Raw genomic sequence first — 12,532 nt, forward strand, 5'->3', positions numbered from 1 at the left:
TTAAGTTCCAAAGGAGGTATTATGAATTTCGGTAACAAAATCAAAAGTCTAAGGGAAGAGAAGGGGCTAACTCAAAAAGAGTTGGCGGACATGCTTGGAACTTCTCTTAAAACAATAAGCAACTACGAGGTGAAGGGAACCCGCCCTCGCACAATGAAAAATTTTGAAAAACTGGCGGAGATCTTCGATGTCAATGTAAATTATCTCTTGACCGACGAGGAATACTTCATCATGCAGGCAAGGGACACATATGGATACAAAGGTGCAAGGGATGCACAGGATCTAGTGGAATCTATGAAGGGACTCTTTGCCGGTGGTGAGCTGCCAGAGGAAGATAAGGACGTGGTGTTTAAAGCTATTTCAGAAGCATATTGGGAATCAAAACTAAAGAATAAAAAATATTCAAAGAAGACTGATGGCAATGAGTAATAGATGGATTTATGAAAAGGTAAATGAGCTTGTCGAAAAGTACAAGACTAGAAATCCTGAAGAACTCGCGAAGGCTCTCGATATAAATATTAAGTATATGGATGAAACCAAGACTCTTCTTGGAATGTACCAGGTTATTTTGAAAAACAGATATATTTTCATCCCAAACAACTTGGGAAGTTTAAAAGACACTGTCCTCGCCCACGAAATTGGCCACGACCAACTCCATAGAGAAGAATCTCTAAAGGGTGTCACCTTTCATGAGAGCAGAGTTTTCAATCCGGTAAATGTTTTTGAAATCGAAGCAAATATTTTCGCCGCTCATCTGCTAATACCTGACGATGATCTCTTAAAGATGATGGAGTATGCGGAAAGTGACAGAGAGTTGGCGGCAGGGCTCGGTGTGGATATAAATCTTCTAAATCTTAAAATTTCAGAGCTTGTGAAGTTAAATATCATAGACCTTAAAAATATCTTCCCTGTCAGCCCAGATTCAGGATTTTTAAAGAAGTACAAACCGAGAAACGATCTAGATTAATTGGAGGTTACCATGGGAATTATAGACTACTCAAGAGAACCCACTGCAGATATAGCTTTCGTCGATATAAAATCTTTCTACGCCAGTGTCGAATGTGTTGAAAGAGGTCTGCACCCACTCAAGACTTCCCTCTGCGTCATGAGCCGCTCTGACAATTCAAACGGCCTTATCCTTGCAAGCTCTCCAGTGTTTAAAAAGGTCTTTGGCAAAGAAAATGTAGGCAGAAGCAGGGATCTTCCCTTCGATATAGAAACTCGCAAATTTAGTTTTGAAAAGGCAAGGCGTCAAAATATTCCCATTACGAAAGAGTATATAAATTATATAGAAACCTGGGCGAAAAACACCTTAATAGTTCCACCGAGGATGGCTTTTTATATAGAGGAAAATCTAAAGATACAGAAGGTTTTTGAAAATTTTGCATCGGTGGATGAAATATATCCCTACTCTATCGACGAAGGATTTCTTGATCTCACCTCTTCTCTAAATTATTTTGTAAGAGATAGGGGACTTAGTCGTCGAGAAAAATTGGATATCCTCTGTGCAAAGATTCAAAATGAAATCAGAAAAGAAACGGGCATCTTCTCCACCGTTGGCATGAGCAATTCAAATCCACTTCTTGCAAAACTTGCACTGGATAACGAAGCGAAGAAGACCCCGACCATGAGGGCTAACTGGTCCTATGAAGACGTTGAAAAAAAGGTGTGGAATATAGAAAATCTCACCGACTTTTGGGGCATCGGAAGTAGAATCGCAAAGAGACTAAACAAATTATTTATATACAGTGTGAGAGATCTCGCGAACTCTGATCCAGATCGTCTAGCAAAAGAATTTGGCATCATGGGAGTGCAGCTTTGGTTCCATGCAAACGGAGTTGACGAAAGTAATCTAAAAGAACCCTATATTCCAAAGTCAAAAGGCATCGGCAATTCCCAAGTTTTACCTCGAAATTATACAGATCAAAGAGAAATAGAAATCGTCCTTTCAGAGATGGCAGAGCAGGTTGCAATCCGCCTTAGAAGAATAAAAAAGAAGGCAAACACCATCGCCATCTACATCGGATTTAGCTATGAAGAGAAGAAAAAATCCATAAATGTACAGAAGAAAATAAGACCATCTCAAAGCACAGAAGTACTTACAAGAGAAGTCCTATCCCTCTTTAGAGAAAAATACGACGGCGGTGCAGTTAGAAATATTGGCATTCGCTACGACAATTTAACAGACGAAGACTACTGCATATTCACCCTGTTTGAAGACGTAAAAAAAATAGAAAAAATGGAAAATTTAGACAAAGCCATCGATAAGATAAGAGATAAGTATGGCTACATGGCAATTCAAAAGGCAACCTCTCTTATGGAAGGTTCTCGTGCAAAGGAGAGAAGCACACTTATCGGTGGTCACTGCGGAGGTTTAGATGGAATAATATGATAGATAGAACATACTTACCCTATGAATCAGCGCGAAAATACATGGACAGAGGCATGGTAAAGTGGATGGGATTCTTCCTATCGGAACATACATCCGCCCTGACACAAGTTGGAGATAGAGTTTACTTCACGGACAAATTTTCAAAAGAAGAAAAGTCTCTTCTCCTCACCCAAGTATTTTTAAATAGAAGAAAGATATTTCTTACAGTAAGAGATGAAAAAATCCCTTACCTAGGACAAATCTATGATATAAGCAAAGAAGAAATACTTTTGAAGACTGAAGATAAAATAATTAAGATAGAAGTTTTGGAAATAGTTGAGATTACACTGGCGGAGGGAGAATAAAAAATGAATAGATTTGAGAAAAATATTTTTCAACTTGACTATTACAGCGAAAATTACACGAGATTTGAAAATGATTTCTATAGATACACAGAGACGAATATCCCACTGACCTTCTTAACCGACGATTTGGTGCAGATGATGGCAAAAACCGGCAGGAGTTACTTTAGATTAAATGCACAGAACGCAAAGGACAAAAGGGACCATTACTTTGTATTTGAAATCGAAACACCAAAAGAAAATAGCGAAGTTAAGCTCTATAAATACACAGGACACAAATTCAGAATAGAAGAAAAATAAACCACCTTGGTAGTTAAACGAAGGTGGTTTTTGTTTTGTTTTATTTTTTATTTTTAATTAAGATTAACTGAAGAGCACTTAACACTAAATAAATCATAGATTGATGGTAGTGGTCATATTTAAATATTTGTGTTTTATTAAGAGCGAGTATAGATATTATAAAAAAAGCTACGAACAAAACATCTTCAAAGCTAAACACTTTAAATTTAAACTTTAAAAATAAATAGATAATTAAAATAATAGCCATTGCTACCATAATATATCTAAATATATGAGCATTTTCAAGTACATATGATCTGTACACCATATGCCTCATAACTCCCATCTTTTTAAAACTAAGTCTATTTAAAACAACTGATCCAAGTATTAAAAGTATCTCAAATATTCTACAAATTAATCTTTTTTTTGAAAATTTTGTCATTTAGCTGCTTTGTCAGGAGTTAAATCCTTAACAGGAACAATCTTTGTACCTTCTGGATCATTTATTTCAGCTTCAAGTTCGTCGTGCATTTGCCATTCGTTCCATCCACCGTCAAACATCTTAACATCGTATCCTCTTTCATACATTAAAAGCCATGGAGTTGCAGCTCTCCAGCCAGTTCCACAGTAGAAAGCCATGTCGTTTGAAACATCAAAACCATTTTCTTTCCAAAGATTTACAATATCCGCAAAATCTTTTACAGTTTCATCAGCGTTTATATAATTTTCCATACCAGAATTGCCAGTACCTGATTCACCAAATACAGCTCCCTTAGGTTCTCCAGCCTTAGGAATGTAAGAATATCCAGAAGTCTTACCTTCCCATTCTTCTCTACTTCTAACAGAAACAAGTTTGAAGTCTTTATCTTCATCTAGTTTTTTAACTGTTTCTTCAAGAGATAGCACATACTCAGGATGAGCTGGCACCGCTACACCAAAATCTGTTTGTGGATTTGGAGCAACGCTTCCTTCTTCAACAGGATAGCCTTCTTTTTCCCAAGCGGCAAGTCTTCCATCTATTATCTTCACGTCTTTGACTCCAAGATAAAGAGCCGCATAAGCTACTCTATCAGCAGCGATTCCAGGACCATAAATTACAAGAGAAGTATCAGAAGTAATTCCATAGTTTAGAAAGTTTTTTTCTAATTCTTCAGGAGATCTAAGATTCCAAATAGGGCCTTCTTCAACCATATCAGTATTGATGTGAATTGCACCAGGAATGTGTTTTGTTAGAAAATCAGGGCTGTCCTTTTCTTCTCCCCAAGTAACTTCAGCAACCACACAGTTGCCACCTTTGTCGATTATATCTTTAGCTTCTTTAGCAGTTATATATACTTTTTTACTAGGATCAACATCCTTCATAACTCCAAGCTCAAGATCTTTCTTTTCAGCAGATTCTGTCTTTTCTTCTGTTTTAGGTTGATTTTTAGTATTCGCTTCTTTAGATTCTGTAGTTTGTTTGTTACCACAAGCAGCTAAAAAAGTAAGGGCAAATACTAATACTAAAACTGAATATAATTTCTTACAATTTTTCATTTTTTCCTCCTATAAATAATTGTTGTATTTTGAATATATATTATTAATAAAATATTGTCAATAGATAAGTTTTTATACACTTTGTATATAACAAGTTCTTAGCCGATAATAAGTTAATTTCTATAATTTAAAAATTTAAAAAAAAGAAATTTTTATTATAAAATAAGATTTATGTCATGCAAAAAATTTATTAATACTATTTCTTTATAAACAATTATTTATCTCTTTTTTATGATAGAATAATACTATAATATATTTGAAGGTGTACTATGGGATTATTTGACGATATGATGGACGGCGCAAGAATTGCTAGAGGTTTCTTCCGTTTTTTTGGATCAGCTTTTAGATTTATTAAGAGAAATACTCCTAAATTTTTAAATTTTGCTAAAAAATCTAGCTCTAGTATTTCTAAAAAAGTAGACAAGCTAAGTAAAAAATAATCTAACCGATTAATTTCATATGCATTAAAAAAAGTAGAAGAGTTTTCTTCTACTTTATTTTTTTACTATTTAAAGAATTGTCCTCTTGCCGCTTCTTTTACTTCTTTTGATGCGATGTATGGAATTCTTGTAGTTCTTCCTTCTCTTGCTGCTACAATTTTGTTAAATGGAAATACAAATATTTCTCTATTCCATTGGTACACTGCGTCGTTGTATGCTGATCTAGATGCGGTGATTTCTCTTTGTAGGTATGAATTTTGTTGCATTGCATCCATGATTGTCGCTTGTGATCTTAGATCTGGATAGCTTTCTAGTGCTACATTTAAGCTTCTTTCCGCTGCTCTTAGATCGCCGTCCAATTTTTGTCTATCTGCTGGTGAGAAATTACCTGAACGATACTTTGCTAAGTCTATAAATACTTCTTTATCTAAGTTTATAGATTTTTCTACTAAATCTCTTGCGTTATTTAATATGATTACTCTTTGTTCTAGATAGTTATCGATTTCTGATGCGTAGGCGTTGATCTTTTGTTCTAGTCCTGAAAAGTATGCTGATGCATCCTTTAACTTTTTATATACTATAAAGCATATTATTGCCCCGATTGCTATAAAGACTAATCCTCCTCCGGCTTCTCCTCCAAAGACCATTGTAAATAATCCTATTAGTGCAAATACTAGTCCTACTGCATACATGATTGTAGGAATCATATTTTCTGTGCCAGTAAGTGTCACCGGTATTTGTTTTGCGATTACGTTTATGTTTCTTCCTTCATCCATCGTCACTGGATTCATTTCATCTAGCTGATTTCCCATTTTTTCCTCCTATTTTTTTATTATTTTTTTGATTCTATCACTTAGTGCAATATCATTTCTATTGGTTATTGCACCGAATAACTTATCTTTGTAAACATAGTCGTAAGCCATGTTTTGCATATCGTTTTTGAAATTATTGTTGTACTTATATCTATTGTATACTTTTTCGTCGATATCTATTCCTGTTACTTCCATGGTTGAGGTTTTGTAGATTGGTATATATAGAGTCCAAGGTACTTCTACTGGATAGCTATATCCATTTCCTGCCGTTACATGTTTTATATCCACCCTTTGTTCCGTCCTATATGAATAGGCATCTACCTGTACCAAGTCAGTGTCTCCTGTCGTCTTTATTGGAGATGTCTTTAAGATAGTTTTAGTAGCTGAGAGCTCTGGACGAAGATTTAGTATATTCATTTTATTCGCTATCATCTCTGTGGTATATCTATTGTACTTGTACTTAAATGTGTCGCCGTAGATGTATTCTTGAGATTTCTGTTGCTGATAGATAGGAATTGATAGTAGTGGAGCAAATGTAAAGAACATATCTTGGAAATATTTTTTATTTAAATTCATAAAATTATTTCTACAGGATACAAAGTCAAAATGTGTATAATTTGATGCGTCGTTATCTATGTCCCAATTGTCAGTGTGGGTACAGTAGAGAGTATTTATCATATTTTCTTTGTAGAAATAGAGGTCATCTCCATATACTGTATTATTTAGAAAGTCCATCATACTTCTTTGACCTAAGTTTGTGAATAGTAGCCTGAATTCTGCTTCATTATCCCTATCGTAGGCAGCGAAGTTTATATCAAATTCTTCATTTGCCATAGATTGAAAACTTCCGCCCTTCATGACAGATTCTCTTTCAAGTTTTTTGAGTTTCTTCTTATCTGATTGAAATACTTTGTTCATGAAGTTCGACGTCATAGATTTAGACTTTGGTTCCCTAGAAAATTTTAAGTTCGGAGCCGCTTCATTTCCATAGACTAGAAGTATTTGGTTGAAGTAATTTGGTCCTTCTTTTTCAACGCTGGCATGTAGTGTTTCTGTCACAGTCCTTACGCGTCTATATCCATCCGAGTCAATATATGCTTCTTCGTAAGATATGGTCCTTGAACCTTCGTAGGTATATAGTATTGTTTCGTGTACCAGGTGCTTTATAAACACAAATGGATTGCCAATTATATCTCCAGATACCAAGTTTAGAGTTGAATAATCGTTGTTCATTGACTCTGAAAATCCATAGTTTTCTACCAATTGAGCAAATCTCTTTATGTCGAAATTGTCATCTATATTCAAAATTGGCACCAGGTTTTTAATGATATCTGTGGTCATTTCACTGGTAAATAGTGCATTTAAATTAGCCATGGTGTCGTAGGCTTCATTCTTTAATTTATTTAGATAGCCTTCATTGTCTTCAAGGATTTCATTTAAGTTTTTAATTTTTTTATTGAGCACTCCAAAATGGGCGTATGCCGCAGCTCCTGTCAATACAATTAGAAATACTAAGCCAATCGAAATACCGGAACTCAACGAACCGAAAAGACTAAATCCAAATATAATTTCAAAGGCTATCGCCACAAATTTTAAGATTTTTAAATTTCTTAGTTTCTTGCCTAAATCGCCTTTAATATTATTATATTCTTTGTACTTTTCAACTATTCTCTGGTTTTCTTCTATATCTATTCCAGATTCGTCGACTAGTCTATTGAAGTATTTCTTTGCATCTTCATCAAACTTTTCCTTTAGAAAATGATCATAATACTTTACAGGTTCCAAAAAATCTAGATTATTTTCCAATGCTTACCTCCTTATATAAAATTTTTACTATGTAAAATTTAGTTCTTATATTTATTATACAATGTAGGAAAAAGATTTCCAACTTAAATAAATCTTTTAATTTTATAAAAATTTCGGGATTTCTTTTTTATCTTAAATATCTAGCTTTTGTATTATTTATGTAATTTTTGCAATAAAAAAAGCCGCATCTAAGCGACTTATTATATTTATTTAATTGTTGTAAATGTTGGATCACTGGAATCATATACAATTACAGGAGTCCCAACTTTTACTTTTGCAAATAGATCTTTCATTATTTCCGGTGGAGTGTTGACACATCCGTGAGAACCTCTCGTGAGGTATATCTTGCCACCGTATTCTGTTCTCCATTTAGAGTCGTGGACCCCGCAGCCAGACCAATTAAATGGCATCCAATAATCCACATGGGACTGGTATGTTTCTCCTGTCAAGTATCTATCTTTTTCTCTAGACCATACTCTTCCTGTACCTGTTGGAGTTCCATTTTCTTTGCTTGGATTTCCTGTTACAACATCGGTTTCTATGGCAAGCTTGCCTTCTTCGTAGTACCACATATGTTGACGGCCTAGATCTATTTCTATATAATTTTTACCAAGGTCTGATCCGTCACGAGACATGGCTGTGAGTTTATATACAGGTTCTATATGTTTAGATTCCATAGCAGAAAGGGATTCAACGATTAAATCCTTAGTCTTGTTCACATCTGTTAACCAACCGTAGATTCCCCCCTTTACCACTGTAAGTCCTAGACCCGTTGCGTAGAATGTTCTGTCAGTCTTATAAGTGTCGTATTTTCTTGAGAGCATCCTTGCAAATTGAAGTGCCTTATCTTGGTTCGGCACTATTTCTTGACCGTTAAAATCATACATAGAAGCAAGTTCTGTGCCAGATAATTTTTCTTCTTTACTTCCGATTTCTACTACTATTTCATTTCCAGCAACCTTATTGTAGTTGTCACGAGCCTTTATAAGATCCTCGTTATTTTCGTAGATTTCTGGATCCATGTATAGTTTATTTTCTTCTATATTAAATTCTGTTTCTCCTGCAAGAATCTTTTTGTTTAAGAGTTTTTCAAACTCATCGATGGAAAAAGTCGTACCCATGTCTTCTTTTACAATCATAAACTTATCTCCAACGTAGTCGATACTTGCATCCACTGGAGGTTTCATATTTTTAACTTGTTTAAGCTCATGGATTTTTTCATTTAGGAGATGCTCATTGAAGTAAACGGTGTGTTTCGCCTCAATATTTTTTGGAACAAGCATAGAAATAAACCAGTAGAAAGGATTTTGAAATATATCATCACCCTCTAATTTATCGGAATAATCTATATCTTTTCCAAGGATTTTCTCCTTTTCTTCCCTGCCGACAATCTCTATTTTGTAACTGTTGCTGATTTCATTATAATTTTTCTCCAGCTCGTCAATCCTCATCAAACTGAAATCATGACCGTTTATTGTAGTGCTTGGTAGGAAATATTTTGAAAATAAAAATACTCCCCCTATATATAAAAGAAGTATTACTCCTAGTATTATTAAAAAAGATGTCTTTATAGCTTTCATTACTACCTCCATGTTTAAGTTTAGCAGAGGCGTCCCATTATTTCTATAAGATTTTAAAAATGTAAATAATTTTTAACCCTTTGTATTATAAATTTTTCAAATTAATTTACTTGTATCCAGAAGAATTTATATACCTAAATAAAAAGCAGGCTACTGCCTGCATATGTACTATAAATCTAAACTGACCCTTAGTGCCTTATCTATGTTTTCCATTATGTCATCTGGAAATGATCCGATTTTTTCTCTGAGTCTTTTTTTATCTATGGTTCTAATCTGTTCTAATAGTACCACAGAATTTTTAGGAAGTGCCAGTCCTTCTGCCATGACATTTAGATGGGTCGGGAGCCGTGCCTTGTTAAGTCTAGATGTTATCGCCGCTACGATTATCGTTGGCGAATATTTATTTCCTATATTATTTTGAAGTACTACTACCGGTCTAACTCCTCCCTGTTCTGATCCAATTACAGGGCTTAAATCTGCGTAGAATATGTCTCCTCGTTTTACTATCATATTTGCACCTTTAATACCTTATAAATTTTTAATTGCAAATGGTATATTTTCTACTATATCTCGTGCAATTACTGAGTTTTCTCCTAGTTTTTCCTTGGCTATACTGCCGGATAGTCCATGGATGTATGCGCCCATTGATGCCGCTTTAAAAGGTTCTATCTTCCTACCTATAAGAGATGTAATTATTCCTGAAAGCACATCTCCCGAACCCGCTGTGGCTAGCTCTGGACCGCCTGTATTATTTATATATACTCTATTTCCATCTGTTACTATGGTCTTATTTCCCTTTAGTAATAGAGTAGTTCTATATTTTTTTGCAAAATCTTTTGCTATTTCTAGTTTATCTTTCTCTATTTCTTCTATGGATAGTTTAGTAAGCCTTGAAAATTCTCCAAGATGTGGGGTGAGGACTTTGTTCTCTAAATTTACTTTTTCTAAATTTCTACTTAGAATATTTAGTCCGTCTGCATCTACTACCATTGGTGCTTCTTCTCTTATGACTTCTAGAAACAATTCTTCTTTATTTCCAAGACCTGGTCCAATACATATGGCATCCATTTCTTTTAAAAATTCTAGATCTTCTCTATATATCACTTCAAAACATCTGGATAGTACTAAGTTTTTAATTTCTCTATCTGTGTTGAAGTAAACTAGCCCAGATCCTGTTCTAAGGCTTGCCATAAGGGATAGCATAAGAGCTCCAGGCATATTATTCGATCCACATATGAATCCTACCCTACCATAGTCTCCTTTGTGACTGTCGACCTTTCTTTTTAATGCACCTTTAAATTCATGAGGTACTTCTATTTTTATACCACATTTTACTTCCTTTGCCACAGCTACTGCAAATTTCCTTTCGTGGGAGACTGAATATGTAAATCTTTTTTCCCCTATCTTTGCTATGTATGGTTCAAATTCCAGTTTTATGTCTTTAAAAGAAATTCCATCTATGCCCGTTCCATTGGCTTTTGATATGGCTTCTTTGGCAGCAAAGTATGCACTTAGGCTTTCATATAAGTTTGGTCTACTTTTTATGTATGCTATTTCATCGTCGTTAAATATACGATTTAAAAACTTTTCTTTATGTTTTTCGTAGAGTTTTATCACTCGCGAAATTTCTATTATATCTATTCCCAACATATTGCTACCCATCTTTATCATTTACTATCTTATTTTATTATAATAAATTTTAGTTAAAAAATAAAGGAGAAGCGACTAACTTCTCCCATGGCGAGGAAGAGTAGGAATCGAACCTACCAAAGAAAAACTTTCTTACAACGGTTTTGAAGACCGCGGAGCACACCAGACACTCATTCTCCCCCATAAAAAGTCCCGAACTAGCGGGACTATCTTATTATACTATAAATTTTCTATCTTGTTAAGATATTAAACCTGCATTAGTTAAAATTTCTGCTGCTTTATCTTTGTTTGCTTCAGAAATTAGAACTATAGGTCCTGTACATCCCATTGCTGATTCAGCGTAGATGCCTTCTTTCCAAAGTGCTTGTACTGCAGTGTCCATTTCAAGAATATCTATTCCAGGTATTTGAGCTGTTACAACTTCTTTTGGTGGAGCTGCTACTGCTGCTTCTGCCTTTTCTTCTTTTTTGTCCATTGACGCTAAGATTTGTTCAAGGCCAGCTTTTTTAGCATCTGCATATACTTTCTTGGAAACTTCTACTAATTTTCCTCTTACTGATTCTACTGCATATTGAATAGCATTTCTAATTACAGGTGTACCACTTGCTCTAGAGACAATGAATACTGGTGTATGGTATCCTTCACCTAGTCCAGGTCCATATCCAAATCCAGCTGTTTCGAAGAATCCGCCAGATGTGAATGATGCAAATGTCTTGATAAGAACATTTCCTGTAAGTGAATCCATAACTACAACATCACAAGTTCCTGCTACTAGGTCATTTCCTCTTAACACTGCGCCACCGTCAGCTCTCTTAGATTCTGCAAAGTTGATTTCAAAACCATTGTTTTTTAGTTCGTTTAGTTTCTTTTCAACTATTCTTGCAGCTTCTATATTAAGAATACCAACTGTTGGATGTTCAATTCCATTGGCTTTTGCAGCGATGATTCCATTAATAGTATTAAGAACCATTGCAATGTCTCTCTTCATGTGGGTTGTTCCTGTAGTTGTCGCAATGTAAACTTCTTTACCCATAGCTGGAGTTACTGTTCTACCTACTGTAGAAACTCCAATTGGGAATGGATAGTGCATTGCAACTGCAGCGTCTATTTTACCTTCGTTAAATAGATGCTCAAGGGCTTCTGCAACTTCTTCATCATTTGCTGCTTCTACACAGTTATAATCCTTGTAAGGTGTACCTACAACTGTGAATTCTACGTCTTTAAAGCTTTCCATAGCTTTATTTACGTTGTCAGCACCAAGTTCTGAATCTAGATTAGTTACAGCTATTCTAACAGTAGATGACTTAGATTTACCAGTTTCAATTTCTTCAGCAATGTCATTAATGAATTCTGCTAGTAATTTACTCATCTTACTCCCTTTCTAGAATATCTGAAGCTACTTTCTTCATTGCTTCTGCCAATAGCTTTCTAACCATTTCTTGATCTAGACCTGTTTCAGCTTCAGCGTCTTTTCCTGTATTTCTTTCAACAATTACAGAAACTCCGTCGAATAGATTTGTAAGTCTTCCTAAGAATAGTGATCCTTTACCTATTAGCATAGCTCTATTTAGATCTCCATCAGTTAAGTCGTGAATCATGTGTCCTACGTATGGTACTGCTGAAGGAATATGTCCTTGAGTTGGTGCCCATCCGTGTAGTCCGTGTTTTTCGATGAAGTTCTTAAGTTCTTTTTTAT

Annotated in this window: 15 protein-coding genes and 1 tRNA gene; 6 read left to right on the forward strand and 10 right to left on the reverse strand. The window is 34.9% G+C overall.

The window, feature by feature from the left end; translation table 11 throughout:
- The first annotated feature begins 21 nt into the window (after window positions 1-21).
- Genes HMPREF1252_RS05580 through HMPREF1252_RS05600 form a run of 5 tightly spaced genes read left to right on the forward strand, consistent with a single transcriptional unit; the run spans window position 22 to window position 3,033 of the window.
- A complete protein-coding gene (locus tag HMPREF1252_RS05580; RefSeq protein WP_023059714.1) occupies window positions 22-429 on the forward strand; it encodes a helix-turn-helix domain-containing protein in 408 nt (135 codons plus the stop codon).
- Complete coding sequence (locus tag HMPREF1252_RS05585) at window positions 422-967, forward strand: ImmA/IrrE family metallo-endopeptidase (protein ID WP_023059730.1); 546 nt, start codon at window positions 422-424, stop codon at window positions 965-967. The genes HMPREF1252_RS05580 and HMPREF1252_RS05585 overlap by 8 nt, the downstream gene beginning before the upstream one ends.
- Before the next feature lie 12 nt (window positions 968-979).
- Window positions 980-2,392 (forward strand): Y-family DNA polymerase, encoded by a 1,413-nt coding sequence (locus HMPREF1252_RS05590; protein WP_023059706.1) that lies wholly within the window; start codon window positions 980-982, stop codon window positions 2,390-2,392.
- The gene (locus tag HMPREF1252_RS05595) at window positions 2,389-2,736 is read left to right on the forward strand and encodes a hypothetical protein (RefSeq protein ID WP_036746955.1); all 348 of its coding nucleotides are present in this window, start codon (window positions 2,389-2,391) and stop codon (window positions 2,734-2,736) included. The genes HMPREF1252_RS05590 and HMPREF1252_RS05595 overlap by 4 nt, the downstream gene beginning before the upstream one ends.
- A 3-nt stretch (window positions 2,737-2,739) precedes the next feature.
- Window positions 2,740-3,033, forward strand: a complete 294-nt coding sequence (locus HMPREF1252_RS05600; RefSeq protein WP_023059719.1) for a DUF5960 family protein — start codon at window positions 2,740-2,742, stop codon at window positions 3,031-3,033.
- 40 nt (window positions 3,034-3,073) lie between these two features.
- Here HMPREF1252_RS05600 and HMPREF1252_RS05605 read toward each other — a convergent pair whose 3' ends face one another.
- Both HMPREF1252_RS05605 and HMPREF1252_RS05610 read right to left on the reverse strand, forming a co-directional pair.
- Complete coding sequence (locus HMPREF1252_RS05605) at window positions 3,074-3,454, reverse strand: hypothetical protein (protein ID WP_023059713.1); 381 nt, start codon at window positions 3,452-3,454, stop codon at window positions 3,074-3,076.
- Window positions 3,451-4,548 carry a rhodanese-like domain-containing protein gene (locus HMPREF1252_RS05610; RefSeq protein ID WP_023059702.1) on the reverse strand — a complete coding sequence of 366 codons (1,098 nt, stop codon included), beginning with the start codon at window positions 4,546-4,548 and terminating at the stop codon, window positions 3,451-3,453. Before HMPREF1252_RS05610 ends, HMPREF1252_RS05605 begins: the two co-directional genes overlap by 4 nt.
- Window positions 4,549-4,817: 269 nt before the next feature.
- Here HMPREF1252_RS05610 and HMPREF1252_RS09735 point away from each other — a divergent pair, with 269 nt between their 5' ends.
- Window positions 4,818-4,988, forward strand: coding sequence for a hypothetical protein (locus HMPREF1252_RS09735; protein WP_023059708.1), 171 nt, complete (start codon window positions 4,818-4,820; stop codon window positions 4,986-4,988).
- Window positions 4,989-5,053: 65 nt separating this feature from the next.
- Here the strand turns inward: HMPREF1252_RS09735 and HMPREF1252_RS05615 are convergent, their stop codons facing one another.
- The 8 genes from HMPREF1252_RS05615 to HMPREF1252_RS09805 form a co-directional block, all read right to left on the reverse strand.
- Complete coding sequence (locus HMPREF1252_RS05615) at window positions 5,054-5,800, reverse strand: LemA family protein (RefSeq protein WP_023059729.1); 747 nt, start codon at window positions 5,798-5,800, stop codon at window positions 5,054-5,056.
- A gap of 9 nt (window positions 5,801-5,809) precedes the next feature.
- On the reverse strand, window positions 5,810-7,606 hold the full coding sequence (locus HMPREF1252_RS05620) for an MAG1210 family protein (RefSeq protein ID WP_023059743.1): 1,797 nt from the start codon (window positions 7,604-7,606) through the stop codon (window positions 5,810-5,812).
- Window positions 7,607-7,812: 206 nt separating this feature from the next.
- On the reverse strand, window positions 7,813-9,186 hold the full coding sequence (locus HMPREF1252_RS05625) for a L,D-transpeptidase family protein (RefSeq protein ID WP_023059720.1): 1,374 nt from the start codon (window positions 9,184-9,186) through the stop codon (window positions 7,813-7,815).
- Between the two features lie 168 nt (window positions 9,187-9,354).
- Window positions 9,355-9,696 carry a type II toxin-antitoxin system PemK/MazF family toxin gene (locus tag HMPREF1252_RS05630; protein WP_008900864.1) on the reverse strand — a complete coding sequence of 114 codons (342 nt, stop codon included), beginning with the start codon at window positions 9,694-9,696 and terminating at the stop codon, window positions 9,355-9,357.
- Window positions 9,697-9,714: 18 nt separating this feature from the next.
- Window positions 9,715-10,857, reverse strand: coding sequence for an NAD(P)H-hydrate dehydratase (locus HMPREF1252_RS05635; protein ID WP_051338890.1), 1,143 nt, complete (start codon window positions 10,855-10,857; stop codon window positions 9,715-9,717).
- Window positions 10,858-10,924: 67 nt separating this feature from the next.
- Window positions 10,925-11,018: transfer RNA gene (locus HMPREF1252_RS09740), tRNA-Sec, on the reverse strand.
- Window positions 11,019-11,074: 56 nt separating this feature from the next.
- The gene (gene grdD / locus HMPREF1252_RS05640) at window positions 11,075-12,205 is read right to left on the reverse strand and encodes a glycine/sarcosine/betaine reductase complex component C subunit alpha (protein WP_008900866.1); all 1,131 of its coding nucleotides are present in this window, start codon (window positions 12,203-12,205) and stop codon (window positions 11,075-11,077) included.
- A gap of 1 nt (window position 12,206) precedes the next feature.
- Window positions 12,207-12,532: DUF5940 domain-containing protein (locus HMPREF1252_RS09805; protein WP_023059737.1), on the reverse strand; the 326-nt coding region annotated here is incomplete at its 5' end.

Source organism: Peptoniphilus sp. BV3AC2 (genome assembly GCF_000478945.1).
GTDB lineage: Bacteria > Bacillota > Clostridia > Tissierellales > Peptoniphilaceae > Peptoniphilus_B > Peptoniphilus_B duerdenii.

Excerpts from the sequence above, each read along its gene's own strand:
- HMPREF1252_RS05580 (WP_023059714.1), top strand. The coding sequence starts at position 22 with ATGAATTTCGGTAACAAAATCAAAAGTCTAAGGGAAGAGAAGGGGCTA.
- HMPREF1252_RS05600 (WP_023059719.1), top strand. The coding sequence starts at position 2,740 with ATGAATAGATTTGAGAAAAATATTTTTCAACTTGACTATTACAGCGAA.
- HMPREF1252_RS05590 (WP_023059706.1), top strand. The coding sequence starts at position 980 with ATGGGAATTATAGACTACTCAAGAGAACCCACTGCAGATATAGCTTTC.
- HMPREF1252_RS05605 (WP_023059713.1), bottom strand. The coding sequence starts at position 3,454 with ATGACAAAATTTTCAAAAAAAAGATTAATTTGTAGAATATTTGAGATA.
- grdD (WP_008900866.1), bottom strand. The coding sequence starts at position 12,205 with ATGAGTAAATTACTAGCAGAATTCATTAATGACATTGCTGAAGAAATT.
- HMPREF1252_RS05585 (WP_023059730.1), top strand. The coding sequence starts at position 422 with ATGAGTAATAGATGGATTTATGAAAAGGTAAATGAGCTTGTCGAAAAG.
- HMPREF1252_RS09735 (WP_023059708.1), top strand. The coding sequence starts at position 4,818 with ATGGGATTATTTGACGATATGATGGACGGCGCAAGAATTGCTAGAGGT.
- HMPREF1252_RS05625 (WP_023059720.1), bottom strand. The coding sequence starts at position 9,186 with ATGAAAGCTATAAAGACATCTTTTTTAATAATACTAGGAGTAATACTT.
- HMPREF1252_RS05630 (WP_008900864.1), bottom strand. The coding sequence starts at position 9,696 with ATGATAGTAAAACGAGGAGACATATTCTACGCAGATTTAAGCCCTGTA.
- HMPREF1252_RS05635 (WP_051338890.1), bottom strand. The coding sequence starts at position 10,857 with ATGATAAAGATGGGTAGCAATATGTTGGGAATAGATATAATAGAAATT.
- HMPREF1252_RS05595 (WP_036746955.1), top strand. The coding sequence starts at position 2,389 with ATGATAGATAGAACATACTTACCCTATGAATCAGCGCGAAAATACATG.
- HMPREF1252_RS05615 (WP_023059729.1), bottom strand. The coding sequence starts at position 5,800 with ATGGGAAATCAGCTAGATGAAATGAATCCAGTGACGATGGATGAAGGA.
- HMPREF1252_RS05610 (WP_023059702.1), bottom strand. The coding sequence starts at position 4,548 with ATGAAAAATTGTAAGAAATTATATTCAGTTTTAGTATTAGTATTTGCC.